This is a genomic window from Corynebacterium sp. NML120713 (assembly GCF_001875735.1).
GTDB classification, from domain to species: domain Bacteria; phylum Actinomycetota; class Actinomycetes; order Mycobacteriales; family Mycobacteriaceae; genus Corynebacterium; species Corynebacterium pseudogenitalium.
The window spans coordinates 1-21,363 of sequence record NZ_MLCR01000014.1; the positions used below are offsets into that span (position 1 = coordinate 1).

Genomic DNA, 21,363 nt, shown 5'->3' on the forward strand with positions numbered 1-21,363 from the left:
CAAGCAGGTGCGACAGACGTCATACTAGATATCAAGCGACTTCTCCTATCCCCTGGGAACACATCAATCTTACCGGAGAATATCGTTGGCCAAAGCCTTAGCGTAGGATTTCGCCCTCTCCCGCAAAGATGTTCATGGTCTCCCCGATCACTGCCCGGAAATGGGCAGGCCGCTACCGGGAAGAGGGTGAGTTTGGGATGCAGGATCGCTCCAGCAAGCCGCACCGGATCCCAGGCAGGACGCCCGAGCATGTCAAGAAGAAGATCATCAACCTGCGCTGGCGGCTTCGACTGGGGCCAGCCCAGATCGCTGCGCGACTTGGTCTCTCGACGTCGACTGTTCACGCGGTCCTCGTCCGTTGCCGCGTGAACCGCCTCTCGCATATCGATCGTGTCACTGGCGAGCCATTGCGGCGATATGAGCATCCTCATCCGGGATCGTTGATTCATGTCGATGTCACGAAGTTCGGCAACATCCCCGACGGCGGTGGACATCGTTACGTAGGTCGGCAGCAAGGCGCACGGAACAAGCTCGCGACTCCGGGATTACCACGAGGAAAAGATCACAAGCCGCGCACCGGGACGGCGTTCGTTCACACAGTCATCGATGACCACTCCCGCGTCGCATACGCAGAAATCTGGTCGGATGAGCAGGCGAGCACAGCGGTGGGAGTTCTCGAACGCGCCGTGGCCTGGTTCGCCGAACGAGGCGTGACCGTCGAGCGAGTCCTATCCGACAACGGGTCGGCATACAGATCCCACGCATGGAGGGACTTCTGCGCTCGGCTCGGCATCCGACACAAGCGGACACGCCCCTACCGGCCGCAGACGAACGGGAAGATCGAGCGATTCCACCGCACGCTCGGGGACGGCTGGGCCTATGCCAGGTTTTACGGTTCAGAGGCCGAACGACGCCTGGCGCTGCCCGGCTGGCTCCACTTCTACAACCACCACCGACACCACTCTGCGATTGGCGGCGTACCCTTCGACCGACTCAACAACGTCCCTGGACATCACAGCTAGATATATGCTTCCGGAGCATATACTTTCCGGAAACCTACAGGTCAATCCGTGAAAATCCGCGATTCCGGACACACTTTTTGACCCTTAACCCAATATTTGCTAGATCTTCCAGAATGATGCCACCGCCGCGCAGAATGAAGACGTACAGCTGGTTCGTCCCGCCCGCGCCGCCAGCGGACGATCCGGCGCGGCTCCACCCAGCACGCTGGAGCAGCGGGAACCGTGTGGTCAGGGACATGGTAGGCGCATACCCGGGCGTGCTAGTGCTGCACATTCTGAGCTACCTCATCGGCTCCGGCATCTCCGCGTTTGTGCCGGTGGTGGTGGGCATGATCGTGGACGGCCTGGTGGGGGAAGAAAAGTTCAACGCATGGTGGCTCTTCGCAGTATTGGTCGGCATCTTCATCATCCAGTTCATCGGCGAGGCCACCGGCGACGGCCTGGCCACAGCCTCGGTGCGCCGCGTGACCCACAACGCGCAGCAGCACCTGTCCTCGGGCGTGCTGCGCCGCGGGGCGGGAGCGATGAGCCCCGGCACGGTGCTCAACACCATCGACGCGGACGCGAACACCGTCGGTCGATACCGCGAGCTGCTGTCGTTTCCGCTGATGGCCATCGGCTACGCGGTCTGCGCGATGGTGGCGATGTGGTCGGTCTCCCCGTGGATCTCACTGGCCATCCCGGCCAGCGCGCTGATCATCGCTCTGTTCGCCGCGTGGACCGCGGGGCCGGTGACGCGGGTGTCGTTGAAGCGCCGCGCCGCGGAGGCGGATGTCGCTGGCTTGGCCACGGATGCGTCGCAAGGCATTCGCACCGTCAAAGGCCTAGGCGCGGGTGCAACCGTGGCAACACGTTTTCACGCCGAAACGGCGAAGGCGAAGCGCTTGATGCTCACGCACCTGCGTGTGGAGGTGTGGCTCGGTTTCGCCAGGTTCTGCGTGGCGTGGCTGTGCAACCTTGGCATCGTGGGCTTGAGCGCGTGGATGACGCTGCGCGGGGAGATCACCCCGGGGCAGCTGACATCCGTGGCACTGTTGGTGCAGCCTGCGTTGACCATGGCGGGCTTAGCGTTCGGCGACCTGGCCAGCGGGTGGGGCAGGGCCGTGGCGAGCGGTCAACGCATCGAGCAGCTGCACCACGCGGGCGACGACACCGCGGGGCCCGAGCTAACAGACACACCGGTCCCAGGCGCGGGGCTGTGGATTCTCGAGCCGGCGGAGCGTTCCTACGCCACCGCCGCCGCGTGGGCGCAGCGCGCAGACGTGCTGTTCCCGCCGCACACCGTCAACGTGTTTGAGGGCACCATCGCAGACAACGTGAACCCGCGCGGGGATGTGCCGGAGGACGTCGTCAAGCAGGCGCTCGCCGCCGCCCACTGCCAAGACATCCTCCGCAGGCTCGGCGGTATCAACGAAGCAGGCGAGTTGCCGGACGCACCGCTGGGCGAGGCCGGCCTGAATCTCTCCGGCGGGCAGCGGCAGCGCGTCGCGCTTGCTAGGGCGCTCGCCGCCGACTCGGACGTGCTCATCCTGGACGACCCGACCACTGGCCTCGATTCCGTGACACAGGCGGACGTCGTGGCAGCCGTCGCCGCGCTCAGAGCAGACAAAACCACCGTGGTCATCACCGGAAACGCCGCGTGGCAGCACGCTGGAACCGAATTGGAGGTGGCGTAGATGGCGCCCGATTACGCACGCACAGACGCGGTCGCACCCGCAAGTGTGAAGGAGACCTTCGCGTACCTCTCGGCGCTGCCCAACGCGCTGGACAGACGCTGGTGGGCGGGTCTGCTGCTCATCCAGGCGCTCATCGTCGCCGTGTACACCACGCAGTCGAACCTGTTCGGGCGCAGCGTCGACCCGCTCACCGGAGGCGAGGTGCCGCTACTGGGCACCGGCACCCGCGCCTTTGTGTGGACTGTTGGACTGGCGTTGGCCTGCATGCTCGTCGAGATGTTCCTGCGCGCCCTCGGTAACTACGTGGTGGGCCTCAAGGTCGCCCGCGCGTCCATCGACTTGCGCCGTCGCTGCCTCGACGCGATCCTGCGCGCACCTGTGCCGCGGGTGATGGAGCTCGGCACCGGCAACGTGATCACACGCATGACCAAGGACATCGACGACGTCGTCCAAACCATCACCGCCATCGGCTCGCGCGTGCTCACCGCCGTGTTCGTCTTTCCGATCACGTTTATCGGGCTTTTGCTTATCGACGTCCGCTTCGCCTTGATCCTGCTTTTGATCTGCATCTGCACGTACCCGTTCGCCCGCGCGGTGGTCCGCGCCATCCCGGATGCCTCCAACGCGGTGAGCGTGGCGGAGGCGCGTCGCAACGCGGTGCTGCTGGATACCGTCCGGGGCCTGCCCACGCTGCGCGCCTTCGACTTGGAGCGCTGGGCGTTGGCACGGATGCGGCGGACCTCGTGGGGCGCGGTGGAGGCGGAGATGGACCGTGTGCCCTGGTTCATCCGGCTCACAGGCATCGGCCAGGTCGCTTTCGCCGCGTGGGTGCTGCTCACGCTTGGCGTCGGCGCGTGGCTCGCGTCGGCCGGAGTTGTCACCCCGGGCCAGGCGAGCGCTGCGGTGTTCATGGTCATCCGCGCAGAGGTCATGGTGTTCAACGCGCTGTTCTTCGTCGGCGAGTTGCAGGGCGCTGCCACCGCCGTGGGTCGCGCGGTGAGCTTGGCCAAGCTCGCGGACGGACGCGACGCCACGGCCGTGCCGGCGGACCTTGCTGCACTCGTGGATGTGGAGGTGGACCACGTCTCGTTCGCCTACCCGGGCGGCGCCAACGTGCTGGAAGACCTCTCTGTCACGCTCGAGGCCGGAACAACCACCGCGCTGGTGGGCACTTCGGGCGCCGGCAAGTCCACGCTCGCCGCGCTCATTGCGGGGCTGGTGGAGCCCACGTCTGGGTGCATCCGGGTAGGCGCAGTAGATACCTCGCAGGTCAGCGACACGTGGACCGCCAAGAACGTCACCCTGCTCACCCAGGACGTCCACCTGTTCGCCGGCACCCTGCGCGAGGACCTCTCGATGGCCGCACAGGATGCGACCGACGCGGACCTGCTGCGGGCGCTGGCAAGTGTCGGGCTCGACCCTGAAGGCACCCAGTTCGCGCGCCTGTTCCCGAAGGGGCTGGACACCGCCGTCGGCGCAGGCGCGGAGGACATACCCCCGGAGGTGGAGCAGCAGCTCGCGCTCGCACGCGTGGCGCTGTCGGGCCCGAAGGTGCTCATCCTGGACGAGGCCACAGCGGAAGCCGGCAGCGACGCCACGAACGCGCTGGAGGACGCCGCCGCGCGGATCACCGCAGACACCACGGCACTGGTGGTGGCGCACCGCCTAGACCAGGCGGCGGCCGCGGACCGGATCCTGGTCATGGACGCCGGGCGCATCATCGAGGACGGCACCCACACCGAACTCGTCGCCGCCGACGGGAGATACGCGCAACTGTTCGCTGCGTGGAGTGGCGGCGGTCACTAACTCTCCGGTAGGAATGGGGACATGACTGCAAATTATGTTTCCGACCGTTTCCCCGGCCCCGACCCGTACGCCGCGCTGGCGGACGTGCCGTCCTTCGACATCACGTCCGAGGACATCGTCGACGGCGAGCGCCTCGCCGACTCGCTGGCCGGCGACAATGCCACTAGCCCGCAGCTGTCCTGGTCCGGCGCCCCGGAGGGCACCAAGACGTACGCTGTGACCTGCTTCGACCCGGACGCGCCGACCGCCTCCGGGTTCTGGCACTGGTCCGCGTTCAACATCCCGGCTGACGTCACCGAGCTGCCCGCCGGCGCGGGCGCGAAGGACGACCTCGGCGTTGGCGCTGTGGTGCTCACCGGCGACAGCGGCGTCAAGGGCTACTACGGCGCGAACCCGCCGGCCGGCCACGGCCCGCACCGCTACCTGTTCGCCGTCCACGCGGTGGACACGGAGCTTCCCGCGGACGAGATTGCCAACCCCACCCAGCTCGGCTTCAACCTGAACTTCCACTCGCTCGGCCGGGCAATCATCTGGGGCTGGTACGAAAACCAGTAAGATTCGCCGAATGGTTCCAGTGCAACTCCGCGTCGGCGGCGCGTTCATGGGCATCGCACTCGTGCTCGTGCTCTACGCCGTGCTGGCGCTGCTTCGAGGCGACGCCGCGTTCCCCGTCACCCCGCAGGTGCTCTCCATCATCGTGGCGGTCGCCATCGTCGGCGCCTTCGCCACCTACAACACCAAGCAGGAAGGCTCACGCACCCAGGTCGGCGCGCTAATCGTGGCCGTGGTGCTCATCGGGCTCGGCTTCATCGCGCCCCGACACCGAGCTGATGGCCACCACGCCGTTCTGGCTGATCGGCTGGGCGCTCGCCGCCGGCCTCTGCGCGGTGGTGCTGCGCCGCAGCGCAGCCGGACACGCTTAGAGCGCCTTCCACTCCAGCCCGCTGCCCACGGCCTGCTCGATCGAGTCCAGGCCGTGGGCTTTGATCTGCGCGGCGATCCCGCGGTGGATGCCGCGGATCCAGCCCAACCCGCCGTAGATGAACGGGGTGTAGCCCTGCAGCAGGCTCGCGCCCGCGGTGATGCGCTCCCACGCCTGCTCGGGCGTGGAGATGCCGCCGACGCTGACGAGCACCAGCTTGTCGCCGACTCGCTCGTGGAGGCGCTTGAGCACCTCAAGCGAGCGGTTCTCCAACGGGGCTCCGCTGATGCCGCCCGCGCCCATCTTCTCCACCTTGGAGGCGGGTGTTTTCAGCCCGGAGCGGGAAATGGTCGTGTTGGTGGCCACAATGCCGGCCAATTCCAGCTCGACGGCGAGGTCAGCCACGGCGTCGATGTCTTCGTCGGAAAGATCCGGCGCGATCTTCACCAGCACCGGGGTGGTGGTGGATTTCTTCACCACTTCCAGGATCGGGCGGAGTTCCTCCACCGCCTGCAGGTCGCGCAGGCCCGGCGTGTTGGGGGAGGAGACATTGACCACCAGGTAGTCCGCAAGCTGACCCAGAAGCGTCGAGGTGGCGCGGTAGTCCGCCACGGCATCTTCGGAGGTCTTGTTCTTACCGATGTTGATGCCCACCACGTCGCGGGAGCGCCGCGCGCGGAGGTTGTCGGCGACCACGAGCGCGCCCTTGTTGTTGAAACCCATCCGGTTCAAAATCGCCTTGTCCTCCGGCAGGCGGAACAGCCGCGGCGTGGGGTTGCCCGGCTGGGACTTCGGGGTCACGGTGCCCATCTCAGCGTAGCCGAAGCCGATCGCGCCCCAGGAGTCGATCGCCTCGGCGTTCTTGTCAAAGCCGGCCGCCAGCCCCAGCGGGGCGGGGAAGTCCACGCCGAAAACGGTTTGGCGCAGCACCGGGTCGTGCACGCGCACGGCCTTTTCCATCACGCGGTTGACCGGGGTGGCCAGGTGCAGCGTCTGCAACGCGCCGCTGATGATGCCGTGGATGCGCTCCGGCGGCAGCAGGAACATGAGCTTGAGTGCGCGGTCGTAGAGCGTCATGGGTTTTTCTCCTAGTTGCTCTCGGTTTGGTCGGCGGGGGAGACGATCTGGATGCCGTCGCCGGATGCGGAGGCGGCGACCACGGTGCCGTCGTCAAGCGTAATGATGCTCTGGGCATCTGCGACGGTGGCGAAGTGCTTGCGCTTCACCGGAATGCCCTGGGAGATGTCGTAGCCGGTGGCGGTGTTGCTGGCCAGCGAGCTGACCCAGGCGAGGCGCTGCGCGGGGTCCCACGCGGCATCCCAGGGTCCTTCCGGCACCGGCGCGGACTGCTGGAGGCGGATGATGCCGTCGGTGGTGTAGACGTGGAGCTGACTACCGGTGGAATCCGCGGCCAGCACCAGGCCGTGCTCGCCGCCGCGCACCTTGCCCACTCCCAGGCCGACGCGCAGGGTGCCGCCTTGGCGCGAGCCGTTCCAGTCGATGTCCTGGATGGTGGTGTCGAAGCGGTTGGTTCGCACCACGGAGTCGCGCTGGCCGTCCACCTGCACCGCTTGGAGCTGATCGGTCTCGCGTGCGACGTCGATGGTGTCTTTCAGCTCTCCGCCGTCGAAGACCCACACCTTGCGCTCAGTGTCGCTGCCTGCGAGCACCTCGCCTGTCGACGCCACCGTGGCCACCGTGACCGGCTTATCCGTGGCGATAGTCTCCTCCCGGTCGCCGAAGAGCTTGATCTCGCCCGCGCAGGCAAGCGCGAAGGTGCCGGCGTTGGCGGATGCCTCGCCGCAGGATTGGTCCAGCTCGTGGCGGGCGGCCTTGCCTTGCTGGATCTCCTCGAGCGTGCCGATCGTCAGCGCGTTTTCCGTGCGGACGCCGATGCGGCCGTTCGTGACGTCCACATCGCTCACTGGCTCGAAGTCCACCACCGCGCCCGCCGGGTCCGACGACTGCGGGGACTGCACAGGCTTAGCGCTGCCCATGTTCGCAGCGGCCTCACCGCCAGCTTCCTCGATCTTGGCGGAAGGAGACGCGCCGCAGGCGCTCAGCGCCAGGGCAGCCGAGACGGCACCGGAAACTGCGGCAAAGCGGAGGCGGGAACTGGGGGCAAACAAACGAGCATTCACAAGGTCAAAGCCTAGCAACGCGCCCGTCGCGCACCGCGATGGCTAAGTAGGCGGGGTAGTGTCTTTCGCCATGACTGATCCCGCCACCACAATGTCCTGGGTTCAGGTGATCGTCCTGTCCATTGTCCAGGGCCTCACCGAGTTTCTGCCCGTGTCTTCCTCGGGCCACCTGCGCATCGTCTCCCAACTATTTTGGGGCGAAGACGCCGGCGCCAGCTTCACCGCTGTGATCCAGCTGGGCACGGAGCTGGCCGTGCTGGTGTTCTTCGCCAAAGACATCTGGCGCATCCTCACCGCCTGGTTCGCCGGCCTCGCGGACAAGTCCAAGCGGAACTTCGACTACCGCATGGGCTGGATGGTCATCGCCGGCACCATCCCGGTCGGTCTTGCGGGCGTTTTACTCAAAGACCTCATCCGCGAGAACTTCCGCAACCTCTGGATCACCGCCACAGTGCTGATCCTGTTCTCACTGGTGTTCATCCTGGCCGAGCGCCGCGGCAAAAAGACCCGCGGCTTCGAGGAACTGACTATGAAGGACGCGGTTGTGATGGGCCTGTGGCAGTGCCTGGCGCTCATCCCGGGTGTGTCGCGCTCCGGCGGCACCATCTCCGGCGGCCTGTTCCTCAATCTGGACCGCGAAGTGGCCACCCGTTTCTCCTTCCTGCTGGCCATCCCGGCAGTGCTTGCCTCCGGGCTGTTTTCCCTGCCGGACGCCTTCGACCCCCAGGCAGGCCAGGCGGCAAGCGGGCTGCAGCTGCTCGTCGGCTCCGGCATCGGGTTTGTGGTCGGCTACATCTCCATTGCCTGGCTGCTGAAGTTCGTGTCCAACCACTCGTTCGCGTGGTTCGCCGCCTACCGCATTCCGCTGGGCCTTCTCGTGATGGCGCTGCTCGGCACTGGCGTGATGGCCGCCTAGTTGTAGGGTTGTCCGCATGCATGCATGGCCCGACCCGTCCGTACCCGCAGTCGCTGGCACCCCGGTGCCGCTGAAGCTCTTCGACACCGCCGATCAGCGCGTCAAGGAAGTAGACACCACCCCGGATGCGAACGGGGAGGTGGGGATGTACGTCTGCGGCATCACCCCGTACGACTCCACCCACCTCGGCCACGCCGCGACCTACCTCACCTTCGACCTGGCGCAGCGCCAGCTGCTCGCCAACGGCCACAAGGTCCACTACGTGCAGAACATCACCGACGTGGACGACCCGCTGTTCGAGCGCGCAGAGCGCGACGGCGTGGACTGGCGCGAACTCGGCACCAGCCAGATCAACTTGTTCCGCAGCGACATGGAGATCCTGTCCGTGATCCCGCCGTGCGACTACATCGGCGCGATGGAGTCAGTCGACGAGGTGATCGCAATGGTGCAGCAGCTTCTCGACGCCGGCGCGGCCTACGAGCTCGACCAGGGCGACATCTACGCTTCCATCGACGCCACCGAGCAGTTCGGCTACGAGTCCAACTTGGACCGCGCCACCATGGAGGAGTACTTCGCGGAACGTGGCGGCGACCCGGACCGCGAAGGCAAGCGCGACCCGCTGGACGCGCTGGTGTGGCGCGGCCACCGCGAGGGCGAGCCCGCCTGGGACTCGCCGTTCGGCCCGGGCCGGCCGGGCTGGCACGTCGAGTGCTCCGCGATTGCCACCAACCGCCTGGGCAGCCACTTCGCCATCCAGGGCGGCGGATCTGACCTGGCATTTCCGCACCACGAGTTCTCCGCGGCCCACGCTGAGGCCGCGCTAAAGGTCGAGCGCATGGCCGGGCACTACGTCCACGCCGGCATGATCGCCCTCGACGGTGTGAAGATGTCCAAGTCCCTGGGCAACCTCGTGTTCGTGCACAAGCTCTCGGAGGCGGGCCACGACCCGTCGGCGATCCGCCTGGCTGTCTTTGCGGGCCACTACCGCGAGGACCGGGACTTCTCCGACGCGATCCTGGCCGAGGCCGAGGAACGCCTTACGCGTTGGCGCGAGCAGCTCGCCGGCGAGGTTTCTGAGGCGGAGGCGACGGAAGTCGTCGATAAGCTTCGCGCGATTCTTGCGGACGATCTGAACACCCCGGAGGCACTTTCGCTTCTCGACGGCGCAGCCGGCGACTGCAACCAGATCATCGCCACCGCCCTCGACGGGCTGCTCGGGGTGCGCATTTAGCGCGCCTCACGCACAATGGGCCCATGAGCGCAGCTGCGGACAACTCGATTCGGGCCCAGTTTCAGCCCGAGGTAGACGAATTCATCGACGACCTGAACACCTTCGCCACCGGTTCCTACCTGCAGGACGAGGACAAGGACCTGTGGGAAGAGCCTTTCGACCCGGCGGTGCTGCCGGATTTGAAGAAGCGGCTTGAGATGTTCCTTGACGCCCTCGATCTGCTTGGCGACGACCCTGAGGGCGACGCGCTGGTGAAGGTCGTGGCGCCGTTCTACGAGAACCTCGAGGAGTTCAACGAAAAGCACGCCAACGCGGTGCTTGAACCGGAGGAGAAGGCCGACATCGAGACCTTGGTGTTCCGTGCGGCGGCCGCCACCGGCGCCACGGACGAGGCTCTCAACGAGCTTCCGGAACTTGAGTAGGCCGAAGGCCGTCCTCTGGGACATGGACGGCACCCTCATCGACACCGAACCGCTGTGGGGTAAGGCCACCTTCGAGCTCGGCGAGCTGCTAGGCCGCCCGCTCACCCCGGAGGTGCGCGCTAGAACCATCGGCGGCAGCTTCCCCAACACCTTGAGCGTGGTGGCCGAGTGGGCGGGCTACGAGCTTAAAGACGGCGACCTGGAGCGTTACCGCACCTGGATGTTCGACGAGTGCCAAAGGACGCAATTCGCAAAACGAGCATTTGTATTCCCGCAGGCCAAAAAAGGGCTAGAATTATTGCGTTGCGTCTTTTGGCACTCGCTCCTTTGTATGTGCACCACATTCCCGGATTTGGGGTGGGGTCGGTGCGTTTCCCCAGGTTGTCTAAGGCGGGCAACTTTTTCGCTTGGTCAAACCGGTGACCTGGGTATGAAGGGAAATCGAGTCCAGCAAGGGTTCGCCTATAAGATGGCCTGGTAACGTGCCGCGGCTTGGTGGCACCAACAATCGAGAAGCGACAGTGAGGACGTAAACACCGTGGCGAAGATGCTGTTTCGGCTTGGGCGCTGGTCATTTCTGCATAAGTGGAAGGTGATCGTGGCGTGGCTGTTGCTGCTCGGCGCCACGGCGGCGGGGGCGTTTTCGCTGATGAAGCCGTTTACGTCGGAGTTTCCGATCTCGGGGACGCCCGGCATCGAAGCACTCGAGGACATGGAGCGGCACTTCCCGGGTGAAGGGAACGTGGCGACGGCGCCCGGGGTGAATTTGGTGTTTGCGGCGCCGGAGGGGCGTCGATTAGATGAGCCGGAGTTCATGGCGGGGATGGACGCGACGGTCGGCTACATCGAGGAGCACCTGGAGGGGCTGACGGGGACGGACAGGTTTGGCAACCCGGTGAATGTGAACCGGGAGCTGGGGGAGATGATCGTCGGGCAGATGACGCAGATGGGCCTGCCTGAGGAGCAGGCGAAGCAGGACGCGTACTACCTGCGGATGGTGTCGGACGATGGCCGGATTGGGTACACCACGTTCGAGTTTGGCGCGGAGTCTTCGATGTCGGTGTCGGAGGAAGAGCGCGCCGTGGTGAATGAGGCGCTGGAGATCGGCCGGGAGGCTGGCCTGCAGGTTGAGGCCGGTGGTGCCGGGTTCGGGGATCCGATCCAGATTAAGACGACGTCGGAAATGGTGGGGCTCGCGGTGGCGTTTGTGGTGCTGATTGTGACGTTTGGGTCCTTGGTGGCGTCGACAATGCCGATTGTGAGCGCTGTTGTGGGGGTGGGCATTGGTGTGCTGGCGGTGCTGATCACGACGCATTGGGTGGAGCTCAACGAGGTCACGCCGGTGCTGGCGGTGATGATCGGCCTGGCTGTCGGTATTGACTACGCGCTGTTCATCCTGTCGCGGTACAGGCAGGAGCGGCAGACGCTGGACGCGCCGGAGGCGGCGGGCCTGGCGGTGGGCACGGCCGGTTCTTCGGTGGTGTTCGCGGGGACGACGGTGTTCACGGCGCTGGTGGCGCTGTCCCTGGCCGGGATTGAGTTTTTGACGTGGATGGGCTTGGCGGCTGCGCTGACGGTGCTCATCGCGGTGCTGGTGGCGTTGACGCTGCTCCCGGCGCTGTTGGGCGTGTGGGGTGAGCGTTCCTTTGGTGGGAAGTTGCCGTGGTTCGCGGGCAACCCTGGCCCGGGTAAGCGGCCTGGCCGCGACTTGTCGGCGAAGTCGGTGGGCCGGTCCTGGGTGAACGTGGTGCGCAGGTTCCCGGTGCTGGTGATGACGGTGGTCGTGCTGGGGCTGGGTGCGCTGGCGTCACCCTTGCTGCAGCTGGAGATGGCGTTGCCGTCGGATACGACGTCGAACTTGGACACGACGCAGCGCAAGTCGGCGGACCTGATGGCGGAGGGCTTCGGCCCGGGGGTCAACGCGCCGTTCCTCCTGGTTGTCGACGCCACCTCCGTCAACCCGGACGCGGAGATGCTGCAGCCGTACATGGCGATGATGCCGGACGAGGCTGGCGGGCGCGCGCAGAAGGCGGCGCTGGCGTCGTTTATGTATGCGGTGCAGGAGGCCAACAGCGTCAACGGGATCGAGCACGCGCAGCTGGTAGGCGCGAACGAGGACCTGACGGCGGCCCGGATCCTGGCCACCCCGAAGGGCGGTCCGGAGGAGGAGTACACGCTGGAGGTGGCGCATGCGCTGCGCGCGAACAATGTCCAGGTGGAGGATGCGACGGGGACGTCGATAGGCCTGACGGGCCTTACCGCTGTGCAGATGGACATCACGGAGGAGCTTGAGGCGGCGATGCCGCTCTACCTCGCGATCGTGGTTGGGCTGGCGATCATCCTGCTGATCCTGGTGTTCCGCTCCATCCTGGTGCCGGTGGTGGCGGGCCTTGGCTTCCTGCTGTCGGTCGGTGCGGCGTTCGGTATGACGGTGGGCCTGTTCCAGCTCGGCTGGGGTGGACTTGTGAACACCCCCGGCCCAATCCTGTCGTTTATGCCGATCTTCCTGATCGGCGTCACGTTTGGCCTGGCCATGGACTACCAGGTCTTCCTGGTCACCCGCATCCGCGAGCGCTACCTGAAGCTGCGCCGCGCCGGCGACCCGGAGGCGGAAATCAAGGCGGTGCGCGAGTCCACCGTCGAGGGCTTCGTGCAGGGCGCGCGCGTGGTCACGGCCGCAGCAGTCATCATGATTGCGGTGTTCGTGGCGTTCATCGACCAGCCGTTGCCATTCATCCAAATCTTTGGCTTTACGCTCGGCGCCGCCGTATTTTTCGACGCCTTCTTCGTCCGCATGGCGCTCGTCCCCGCTACGATGTTCATCCTGGGCCGTTCCACCTGGTGGATGCCGAAGTGGCTGGACAAGGTGCTGCCGGAAGTTGACGTGGAGGGCACCGAACTCGAAGCCGAATTCCACCCCGAATCACTGGAGCACGCATGACCGACGACCTTTCCTTCGACCTGAACACCACCCTGTATGACGCGCCGGGTAAGCATGGGCGCACGGGTGTGATCCATACGCCGCACGGCCCGATCCAGACCCCCGCGTTCATCCCGGTGGCCACGAAGGCCACGGTGAAGACGCTCACCCCGGAGCAGATCCACCAGACCGGTGCGCAGGCGATCCTGTCCAACGCCTACCACCTGTACCTTCAGCCGGGTCCCGACATCGTCGATGAGGCCGGGGGCGTCGCCGCCTTCGAGAATTGGGACGGCCCGACCTACACGGACTCGGGTGGCTTCCAGGTGATGAGCCTGGGCGTCGGCTTCAAGAAGGTCTTGGCCATGGACACCGCCGGGCTCACCGACAAAGACATCCGGGCCGAGAAGCGTAAGCGCATGGCGATGGTCGACGAAGACGGCGTCGACTTCAAGTCTGTCATCGACGGTTCCAAGCACCGCTTCACCCCCGAGGTGAGCATGCAGATCCAACACCAGCTCGGCGCCGACATCATGTTCGCCTTCGACGAGCTCACCACCCTCGTGGATACCCGCGACTACCAGGAGCGTTCCGTGGAGCGCACCCACCGCTGGGCGAAGCGCTGCCTCGACGAGCACCACCGCCTCACCGAGGCGCGCACGCACCGCCCGAAGCAGTCACTGTGGGGCGTGGTGCAGGGCGCCCAGTACGAAGATTTACGACGCCACGCCACCCGCGGACTGCTCGACCTCGACCGGGAGGCGCGCGAGGCCGGCCGACGCGGCTTCGGCGGGTTCGGCATCGGCGGCGCCCTTGAGAAGGAAAACCTCGGCACCATCGTCGGCTGGGTCACTGACGAGCTGCCCGTGGACAAGCCGCGCCACCTGCTGGGCATCTCCGAGCCGGACGACATCTTCACCGCCGTCGAAGCCGGCGCCGACACGTTCGACTGCGTCGCGCCGACGCGGCTTGGTCGCCGCGGTGGCGTCTATACGCTGGACGGACGCATGAACCTGATGAACGCCCGGTTCAAGCGGGACTTCTCCGGCGTCGACGAGGAGTTCGGCGGCTACGTCTCCGAGAACTACTCGCGCGCCTACATCCACCACCTGCTCAAGGCCAAGGAGTTCTTGGCGGGGACGCTGTGCACCATGCACAACCTGGAGTTCATGATCCGCCTGGTGGACAACATCCGCCACGCCATCGATGCCGGGGAGTACGAGGCGTTCCGCGACGAGTTTATGGGCAGGTACTACGCGGGGAAGTAGGTGTTTCTGGGGGCTAGAGGCTCTTATAGGCGTTAAGCTAGAGCGCATTTCGGGGGACAAGGGGGTATATTGTCTGATCAACTTTGGCGTGTCGAGGTTTTCGATGGTGGAAACTTTCATCGTTTTTACAAACGCCTGGATGAAGTGGAACGAGCAGTCACGGACGCAGCAGTCCAGTATGTCTTAGCGCCGCTGGGGATTCGCATCTGTGAAAGCGAATGGGGCAAAAGCCTTGGTAGGGGGCTGTTTGAACTTCGAATAAGAAGAAGCATCGACACAATTCTTCGCGAGCATGGGCCCTCGGGAGCAGCTGATCGGGTGCCAAAACGTTGGTGGAAGAAACGCGTATTGATCCGTGTCTACTGCACTTTTCACGGCGATAAGATCGTTCTGTTGCTGGGTGGGTACAACAAACTGCGTGCGCCAAGTAGCAAGCAAGAACAGAAGGAGATTCGAGCTGCAAGGGCTGCGTTGGAGCAGTGGAAGCGTGACCAACCCTCTTGATCTTATGTGCTGTAACACATAAGATCAGGGGTATTGAATCAGCAGATGAAAGGTGTGGGAATGGGGACTACAGCATTTGAAGAATTCGTAAAACCGTATCGGGAAGCAGCTTCACCAGCTGCTGAGATCGTGCGAGATGCTGCTGCTCGTGCGTTTGCTTCCGAGATTGCAGACCGAAGGGCAGTGGGTGCTGCCCTGATGGCAGCGAGGAAAGAACGTGACGCAACGCAGCAAGAGGTTGCAGATTCCGCTGGGATCCAGCAAGCCGAGTTGAGCCGCATTGAAAACGGGCTTGGTAACCCGACTGTTGACACTTTGCTCAAAGTGCTTGCGGCCCTTGATCTCAGATTGGTGTTCGAGCCAGCTCCTAGCGCTGGCTCTGGGCGTTAGCTTCGCAGCTCCGCATGCAGTTCCTGCTCGCGGCGGCGTACCCACGCGATGGTCGGGTACGTGATCGGGAGTAGGACGACTTCGAGCAGGGTCTTCCATAGGAAGCCCACGACGACGTAGTTGATGAACTGACCCGGCGTTTCGATGCCGATGACCGCCGCTGCGATGGCGCAGAACAGGAGGGTATCGGCGAACTCGCCGACGATGGTGGAGCCGATGAGGCGTGCCCACAGGCGGTCGTGTCCGAACCGGTCTTTCATTTTCTGCAACACCCACGCGTTGAGCAGCTGGCCTGCGATGTAGCCGGCCAGGGACGCCATGACGATGCGCGGCATGAGGCCGAGGATCGTCGAGAAGGGTTCTTGCATGTCGTAGAAGTCGGCGCCGGGGAGCCAGATGGCGATGTAGAAGGACACGACGGCCAGGATGGCGATGCCGAATCCGGTGAAGATCGCCCGGCGGGCGGCTTTGAATCCGTAGACTTCGGCGAGCACGTCGCCGAGGACGTATGCAAGTGGGAAGAGGAAAAAGGCGCCGTCGGTGATGAATGGTCCGAGGGCGACTCCCTTCTGTGCTGTGATGTTGGAAATGAGGAAGACGGCGCAGAACACAGATACCAGTACAGGGTAAAGCGATCGCGCAAAAGTTTCTTGGTTTGTCACGGCTACATATCCTATACACATGAATGCTGGACGGTATGCACCTTCTCCGAGTGGGGATCTCCATTTTGGCAATCTGCGGACGGCGCTGCTGGCGTGGTTGTTCGCGCGTCGGAGTGGGCGGCGTTTTTGGTTGCGGGTGGAGGATGTTGATTCGGAGCGTTCGTCGGAGGCGGCGGGGCGTCGTCAAATAGAGGACTTGTTGGCGCTGGGCCTTGATTTTGATCCGCCGGTGGTGTGGCAGTCGCAGCGTTCGGCGTTGTATGAGGCGGCGTTGTCGCAGCTCCCGGTGTATGAGTGCTACTGCACGCGCCGCGAGATTCGGGAGGCGGCGAGTGCGCCGCATGCGCAGCCTGGGATGTACCCGGGCACGTGCAGGGATTTGAGCGAGGAGCAGCGAGCTTTTCGACGCCACCAGCTTTCGCAGCAGGGCCGCATGCCTGCCCTTCGCCTGCGTGCTGATGTGCGGGAGTGGACGGTTCGTGACTTCTTTGCCGGGGAGGTGACCGGGCCTGTCGATGACGTGGTGGTGCGCCGCGGTGGCAACCTTACGCAGGCGCAGGCGGGGGACTGGGCGTATAACTTGGCGGTGGTCGTCGACGACGTGGACCAGGGGGTTGACCAGGTGGTTCGTGGGGATGATTTGTTGATGTCGGCGCCCGCGCAGGCGTACATGACGCACTTGTTGGGCGGGCAGGAACCCGAGTATGTGCACGTGCCGCTGGTGCTCAACGCGGAGGGCAAGCGGCTGGCGAAGCGCGACGGGGCGGTGACGTTTGCGGAGATGTCGCAGCGCATTGGGGTGGATGGCGTGGTGCGGGCGCTGGCGGAATCGATTGGGTGCGCAGGCGCTGGGACGGCGCAGGAGATCCTTGAGCGCTTTGACCCTGAGAAGCTCTCAGCGGATCCTTTCGTCTGGACAAATACACCCGAGCGGGGGTAACCGCTGGTTGAATAACATGCATGTGATGCAAATATTTTGACGACAACTGTGCAGGTCCGGGCGTTTGCTGAAAATAAACTGTCAAAAGTACTTGAAACTTCTTAAAAACCGTTCATGATGAATGGATAGCACAAATAACACACAGTTGCCTTTGAGGGGAGTTTCAGAATGCGAAATCGTAGAATGTCAGCCACTGTGGTGGCGCTGGCGCTGGGGGCGTCCGCGCTCGTGGTGCCACAGGTGGACGCGCAGAGCGCCGAAGAGAACCGATGCCACGACGTGCTGAGCGCGAACACCTTGTTCCCGCACCAGCACGTTGGTGCCGTGACTACGCCGAACGAGGGCTCGTTTGAGACGGGCACCCGCGTTGTCAACGAGCAGGGCCAGGTTGAGGTGTACTACTGGGTCAGCCTCCACGGCGACGGCGAGCACGCTGTGGACTCGATGGTTTCCGAGCTGCGCATGAACCAGACCGGCATCTCTGATTTCGAGGAGACCTTCACCCTTTCGGCGGTGTCTGTAGGGGAGACTATCCCAGGAGCGGTGCGTTCCGGCGAGGGTAGCACCACCAATATGGACCTGAAGGTCACCGGCACCGCGCACGTTGAGCCGGTCGAGCTGCACCTTTCGGAAGGCTCCCCGGTGGTGTCCGCGAAGGTCACCCTCGAGGACGTGAAGGACATCAAGGAAGGCGAGACACGCACGTTCGCGTGGGTCGCCCGAAGCGTAGGCAACGGCTACGAGAACTTCCCGAACCGCCTGGGCTTCGAAGCCCGCAACATCGCCGAGGTTGACCTGCTGCCGGTCCCGGCAGAGAACGCGCAGTGCTTCCCGCTGCAGGCGGCTCAGGACGAGGTGCCGGTTGTCACCGCGAACGGCAAGGAGTTTGCGACGAACATCCAGGTCACCAACGGTGCTGGAGAAGATTACGCTCGTGTGATTGCTGTCGTGACGCGAAACGGTAAGGCTGTCGAGGGCGCGAATGCGCGCGTCGATAAGGATGGCCGCGTGCATGTCACCCTGCCTGTCGGCGGGACCGGCGAAATCGACAACGAGAAGCCGGAGGTACTCCAGGTTGAGGTATACGCCACCCCGCGCGACGGCTCCGACCAGCTCAACCTGCAGAAGTACAAGGACAACGCCAAGATCGGCGAAACGTTCCAGCTCAAGACCCAGCAGTGGGCCCCAAGCTACGGCAACGAGAAGACCTCCCCGGGCAAGACGGCAACCGTCGCGCTGAAGCCGGGCAGCCCGAAGTACCCTGACGGCACCACCTTCGAGGTCGTCGGCGCTACCCCAAGCAGCGAGGCCCGCCCATGGGACGTCACTCTGGAAGAGGGCAGCAACGCGCTCAAGGTCACCGCGCCGATGAGCGCGCGCCTGGAAGATACCGTGACCGTGCAGGTCAAGGCCACCTACCCAGACGGATCCCACGACGTGCTGGAGTCCGTGGTCGGCGTTGACACGACCCTGGCACAGGAGCACACCCCTGGCTACGACGTGGTGATCACCCGCCCATCCGTCACAGTGACGCTGCCGCAGGTCCGTGACCAGGAGCTGCCGGCCGACACGACCTTCAAGATCGCCCCTGACCAGCAGCTCGGTGATTGGACGGTGGGCGTCGATAAGCGCACCGGCGAGATCACCGCAACGCCGCCGGCGAACGCCCGCGACGGCGAAACGAAGACCATCAACGTTGAGGTGACCTTCCCAGACGGCTCCACCAAGGTCGTACCGGGCACCGTCATCGTCAGCGCGCCGCCGCAGGCACAGAACCCGGACGCGTACTACCTGGCGGAAACCACCCGCCCAGGTGTCGAGGTCACCGTGGACGCCCCAGAGTTCAGCGCTGATGCGCCGAAGGGCACCACGTTCACCATCCACGGCGCCTACGAGGCGCCGAAGGGCTGGGAGGTCACCGTCGGCAAGGACGGCTCCGTCACCGCCACCCCGCCTGCCGATGCCAAGCCAGGCGACCGCATTGTCGTGCCTGTCCAGATCACCTACCCGGATGGTTCCTCGATCACTCGCCCAGCAGTCGTCGTAGTTGTCGACGACGCCCCCAAGGGCACCAACGACGTCCAGTTCCCACCGAAGCCGACCAAGCCGGGCACCGTCGTAGTTGTCACCCCGAAGGGTGGCACCGAGGGCTCCACCTACGTTGTCGAGCAGAAGGACATCCCTGAAGGCTGGACCATCAACATTGACGAGAACACCGGTGTCGCGCACGTCACCCCACCAGCAGACGCCAAGCCAGGCGACTTCGGCGTGATTAACGTGCAGGTCACCGACCCGAACGGCAACACCATCACGCGCCCAATCGTCGTGACCGTCATCGACGACCCGGCCGCACCCGTCGACCCGAACCCGGCCACCCCGTCCGCCCCCGACCAGAACTACGCCCCGAAGCAGACCAAGCCGAACCAGACCGTGACCGTCAACCCGACGCCACGCGCGCCGGGCGGCACCGCCTTCGTAATCTCGCCTGAGTACAAGGCGCCGAAGGGCTGGAAGGTCACCGTCGGCGAGGACGGCTCCGTCACCGCCACCCCGCCTGCCGACGCCAAGTCCGGCGACTACACCGTCGTCCCAGTCGACATCACCTACCCAGGCGGCCAGAAGGTAACCCGCCCAGCAACCATCCTGGTTGTTGACGACGCCGACACCCCCGAAGGCCAGCCACCAGTCGACTACAACCCTGGCCGTACCAAGGGCGGCGTCACCGTTGTCGTGCCGCCAAGCACGCAGCCTGACGGCGCGACCTTCAAGATCGTCGACGGCTGGAAGGCGCCGGAAGGCTGGAGCGTCACCATCAACGACGGCGGCTCAGTCTCCGTCACGCCACCTGCCGACGCCAAACCAGGCGACCAGATCGTCGTCCCAGTAGAGGTCACCTACCCAGGCGGCAAGACCGTCACCCGCCCGGCGGTTGTAACTGTCAGTGACGACACCCCGTCGACCTCGGGCGGCAACACCCCTCCGACCATTGAGGTCAAACCGGGCACATCGCACGTTGAGGTCCACGTGCCAGGTGCCAACATCGGCGACCTCAAACTCCCCGACGGCTGGACCGCTCAGCGCGAGGGCGACAAGGTCATCATCGTCCCGCCAGCTGAGCGAACCCCGGACCCCAAGGGCTTCGACATCACGATCCCAGGCCGCGAAGGCGACGTCACCGTCCACGTCGTTGTCCAGGGTGAAGACCAGCCGAAGACCCCAGGCAAGAGCTCGACCGATGACCTGCAGCGCTGCTTCGCCGACATGTCCTCCCACGGCGGGCCACTCCTGTGGCTCATCCCGCTCGGGTTGGCAGTCGCCGTCGGCGCGCCACTCATCGCCGCAATGGGCCCAGAGATCAGCGCCTCCGCACGCCGCGTCTCCGAGCAGATGAACATCCCGAACCCGTTCGGCAACTTCGGCGACAACCGACCTGACTTCCTGAAGCAGCTCGACGTTGAAGCCGCCCGCCTGAACGCCAAGTTCGGCCCGCAGGCCACCGAAGCCCTCGGCGCCATCGCAGCGGTCACGCTCGGCATTGGTGCCCTGGCCGGCCTGCTCTCCCTGTGTGCCCCAGGCGAGAACGGCGCAGCCAACAAGATCCAGCAGAGCTCCAACGAGGGCTCCTCGCTCGGCGACTTCCTCGGCCGGAAGCCATCGACCACGGCACCTGCCACGACCTCGGCTGAGCCGACCACCCCTAAGGAGAAGTAGCTCCTCTGTATAAAACCCCGCGACCTGCGAGTTGGGTCGCGGGGTTTTGTCGTGCTGGACCCGCGCACCAAATTCCCTCATACGGTCGGTGCGACCTGGGGAAATGCCTTGGCGACTTTTCAAAATGCCGGATTTTGGTGCGCAACTACCCTCCTCGCGCACCACATTCCTGGGTTTCGCGGGACGGATTGGAAAAGTCAAGGTCACTGGCAGCCGGTGGGGGAATTTGGTGTCTCCGTGCGTGGTGCAAGTGCCAAAGGACGCAGTTTTTGTTGGGAGAGGGGGTAAAAGCCCAGGTCGTGAAAAGTGGGTTGCGTCCTTTGGCACTCGGGCGATGGGTAGTGCACCACATTCCCTCACGAAGCGAGCGCGACCTGGGGAAATGCTCGGGCACCACTCCGAAAAACAGGGAATGTGGTGCACAGCAAGCCCAATGCAAATATAAAAACAGCGCACCCGGCGAAAACTTCAACCGGATGCGCTGTCAAAAAGCGCGGAGGATGTGGGATTTGAACCCACGAGGGTCGTGAAACCCGCACGCGTTCCAGGCGTGTGACATAGGCCGCTAGTCGAATCCTCCTAGTTGCGACACATCATGCGTCGAGGGACTACTTTAACCCATCCCCCCAGGTTCCGACAAAACGCCTGCGCAGTCAATGTTTTGCAACGCCTAAAGCTTCAGGCTAGAGTGTTCTGCAGGATCTCACGCGGTGCTCATCTCGTGAACTCCCCCAGGGCGGGAACGCAGCAAGGGTAAGCGGGCGCTGGCAGGTGCGTGAGGTCCCCTTTTTTATGGGGTAAAACTGGGGAAAAACCGTCGCGCGGGGTGGGG

15 protein-coding genes, 1 tRNA gene, 1 other RNA gene and 3 pseudogenes are annotated in these 21,363 nt (G+C 64.6%); 16 read left to right on the plus strand and 4 right to left on the minus strand.

The features are described from left to right. Positions 1-122: 122 nt before the first annotated feature. The 5 genes and pseudogenes from BJP06_RS07770 to BJP06_RS07785 all read left to right on the plus strand — a co-directional run. Positions 123-1,022: pseudogene (locus BJP06_RS07770) on the plus strand (IS481-like element IS5564 family transposase); the annotation flags it as partial. Between the two features lie 134 nt (positions 1,023-1,156). Beyond that, positions 1,157-2,698 carry a tetracycline efflux ABC transporter TetAB subunit A gene (gene tetA / locus BJP06_RS07775; protein ID WP_046646664.1) on the plus strand — a complete coding sequence of 514 codons (1,542 nt, stop codon included), beginning with the start codon at positions 1,157-1,159 and terminating at the stop codon, positions 2,696-2,698. Then, positions 2,699-3,585 (plus strand): annotated as a pseudogene (locus BJP06_RS12445) (ABC transporter transmembrane domain-containing protein); the annotation flags it as partial. Positions 3,586-3,804: 219 nt separating this feature from the next. Beyond that, a pseudogene (locus tag BJP06_RS12450) lies at positions 3,805-4,504 on the plus strand (ATP-binding cassette domain-containing protein); the annotation flags it as partial. 21 nt (positions 4,505-4,525) lie between these two features. Further along, a complete protein-coding gene (locus BJP06_RS07785; RefSeq protein WP_005390941.1) occupies positions 4,526-5,059 on the plus strand; it encodes a YbhB/YbcL family Raf kinase inhibitor-like protein in 534 nt (177 codons plus the stop codon). 364 nt (positions 5,060-5,423) lie between these two features. Here the strand turns inward: BJP06_RS07785 and BJP06_RS07795 are convergent, their stop codons facing one another. Together BJP06_RS07795 and BJP06_RS07800 are read right to left on the minus strand one after the other, a co-directional pair. Then, complete coding sequence (locus tag BJP06_RS07795; protein WP_005390938.1) at positions 5,424-6,503, minus strand: quinone-dependent dihydroorotate dehydrogenase; 1,080 nt, start codon at positions 6,501-6,503, stop codon at positions 5,424-5,426. Between the two features lie 11 nt (positions 6,504-6,514). Continuing rightward, entirely contained in the window at positions 6,515-7,567 is a 1,053-nt protein-coding gene (locus BJP06_RS07800; RefSeq protein ID WP_071573462.1) for a hypothetical protein, read from the minus strand. Between the two features lie 70 nt (positions 7,568-7,637). Between BJP06_RS07800 and BJP06_RS07805 the strand changes: the two genes are divergently transcribed. The 8 genes from BJP06_RS07805 (at position 7,638) to BJP06_RS11730 (ending at position 15,218) form a co-directional block, all read left to right on the plus strand. Continuing rightward, positions 7,638-8,483 carry an undecaprenyl-diphosphate phosphatase gene (locus BJP06_RS07805; RefSeq protein WP_005396288.1) on the plus strand — a complete coding sequence of 282 codons (846 nt, stop codon included), beginning with the start codon at positions 7,638-7,640 and terminating at the stop codon, positions 8,481-8,483. Between the two features lie 16 nt (positions 8,484-8,499). Further along, complete coding sequence (gene mshC, locus BJP06_RS07810; RefSeq protein ID WP_011116973.1) at positions 8,500-9,714, plus strand: cysteine--1-D-myo-inosityl 2-amino-2-deoxy-alpha-D-glucopyranoside ligase; 1,215 nt, start codon at positions 8,500-8,502, stop codon at positions 9,712-9,714. Positions 9,715-9,737: 23 nt separating this feature from the next. After that, on the plus strand, positions 9,738-10,136 hold the full coding sequence (locus tag BJP06_RS07815) for a hypothetical protein (RefSeq protein WP_005296305.1): 399 nt from the start codon (positions 9,738-9,740) through the stop codon (positions 10,134-10,136). A gap of 22 nt (positions 10,137-10,158) precedes the next feature. Continuing rightward, a complete protein-coding gene (locus BJP06_RS12315) occupies positions 10,159-10,617 on the plus strand; it encodes a hypothetical protein (protein ID WP_255365819.1) in 459 nt (152 codons plus the stop codon). A 57-nt stretch (positions 10,618-10,674) separates the two neighbouring features. Continuing rightward, positions 10,675-13,077 carry an MMPL family transporter gene (locus BJP06_RS07825; protein WP_070975139.1) on the plus strand — a complete coding sequence of 801 codons (2,403 nt, stop codon included), beginning with the start codon at positions 10,675-10,677 and terminating at the stop codon, positions 13,075-13,077. Next, the gene (gene tgt, locus BJP06_RS07830; protein WP_070477262.1) at positions 13,074-14,324 is read left to right on the plus strand and encodes a tRNA guanosine(34) transglycosylase Tgt; all 1,251 of its coding nucleotides are present in this window, start codon (positions 13,074-13,076) and stop codon (positions 14,322-14,324) included. The genes BJP06_RS07825 and tgt overlap by 4 nt, the downstream gene beginning before the upstream one ends. A 69-nt stretch (positions 14,325-14,393) precedes the next feature. Then, the gene (locus tag BJP06_RS11940; protein WP_141742150.1) at positions 14,394-14,828 is read left to right on the plus strand and encodes a hypothetical protein; all 435 of its coding nucleotides are present in this window, start codon (positions 14,394-14,396) and stop codon (positions 14,826-14,828) included. 60 nt (positions 14,829-14,888) lie between these two features. Further along, complete coding sequence (locus tag BJP06_RS11730; RefSeq protein ID WP_168161602.1) at positions 14,889-15,218, plus strand: helix-turn-helix domain-containing protein; 330 nt, start codon at positions 14,889-14,891, stop codon at positions 15,216-15,218. On the opposite strand, the gene BJP06_RS07840 is transcribed toward BJP06_RS11730, so the two are convergent. Beyond that, positions 15,215-15,901 (minus strand): queuosine precursor transporter, encoded by a 687-nt coding sequence (locus BJP06_RS07840; protein WP_070477264.1) that lies wholly within the window; start codon positions 15,899-15,901, stop codon positions 15,215-15,217. The genes BJP06_RS11730 and BJP06_RS07840 overlap by 4 nt on opposite strands. On the opposite strand from BJP06_RS07840, the gene gluQRS reads away from it, so the two are divergent. Together gluQRS and BJP06_RS07850 are read left to right on the plus strand one after the other, a co-directional pair. Continuing rightward, positions 15,900-16,820, plus strand: a complete 921-nt coding sequence (gene gluQRS / locus BJP06_RS07845; RefSeq protein WP_071573452.1) for a tRNA glutamyl-Q(34) synthetase GluQRS — start codon at positions 15,900-15,902, stop codon at positions 16,818-16,820. The genes BJP06_RS07840 and gluQRS overlap by 2 nt on opposite strands. 168 nt (positions 16,821-16,988) lie before the next feature. Then, positions 16,989-20,531, plus strand: coding sequence for a YPDG domain-containing protein (locus BJP06_RS07850; protein WP_177224289.1), 3,543 nt, complete (start codon positions 16,989-16,991; stop codon positions 20,529-20,531). Positions 20,532-21,025: 494 nt separating this feature from the next. Here the strand turns inward: BJP06_RS07850 and BJP06_RS07855 are convergent. Then, positions 21,026-21,111 (minus strand) — tRNA-Ser (locus BJP06_RS07855). Positions 21,112-21,225: 114 nt separating this feature from the next. Here BJP06_RS07855 and ffs point away from each other — a divergent pair. Beyond that, positions 21,226-21,324: signal recognition particle sRNA small type (gene ffs, locus BJP06_RS07860), an RNA gene on the plus strand. Positions 21,325-21,363 lie beyond the last annotated feature (39 nt).

Bases quoted from the DNA above. Each gene is read 5' to 3' on its own strand.
- tetA (WP_046646664.1), top strand. From the start codon at position 1,157: ATGAAGACGTACAGCTGGTTCGTCCCGCCCGCGCCGCCAGCGGACGAT.
- BJP06_RS07785 (WP_005390941.1), top strand. From the start codon at position 4,526: ATGACTGCAAATTATGTTTCCGACCGTTTCCCCGGCCCCGACCCGTAC.
- BJP06_RS07795 (WP_005390938.1), bottom strand. From the start codon at position 6,503: ATGACGCTCTACGACCGCGCACTCAAGCTCATGTTCCTGCTGCCGCCG.
- BJP06_RS07805 (WP_005396288.1), top strand. From the start codon at position 7,638: ATGACTGATCCCGCCACCACAATGTCCTGGGTTCAGGTGATCGTCCTG.
- mshC (WP_011116973.1), top strand. From the start codon at position 8,500: ATGCATGCATGGCCCGACCCGTCCGTACCCGCAGTCGCTGGCACCCCG.
- BJP06_RS07815 (WP_005296305.1), top strand. From the start codon at position 9,738: ATGAGCGCAGCTGCGGACAACTCGATTCGGGCCCAGTTTCAGCCCGAG.
- BJP06_RS12315 (WP_255365819.1), top strand. From the start codon at position 10,159: ATGGACGGCACCCTCATCGACACCGAACCGCTGTGGGGTAAGGCCACC.
- tgt (WP_070477262.1), top strand. From the start codon at position 13,074: ATGACCGACGACCTTTCCTTCGACCTGAACACCACCCTGTATGACGCG.
- BJP06_RS11730 (WP_168161602.1), top strand. From the start codon at position 14,889: ATGGGGACTACAGCATTTGAAGAATTCGTAAAACCGTATCGGGAAGCA.
- gluQRS (WP_071573452.1), top strand. From the start codon at position 15,900: ATGAATGCTGGACGGTATGCACCTTCTCCGAGTGGGGATCTCCATTTT.
- BJP06_RS07840 (WP_070477264.1), bottom strand. From the start codon at position 15,901: ATGTGTATAGGATATGTAGCCGTGACAAACCAAGAAACTTTTGCGCGA.
- BJP06_RS07850 (WP_177224289.1), top strand. From the start codon at position 16,989: ATGCGAAATCGTAGAATGTCAGCCACTGTGGTGGCGCTGGCGCTGGGG.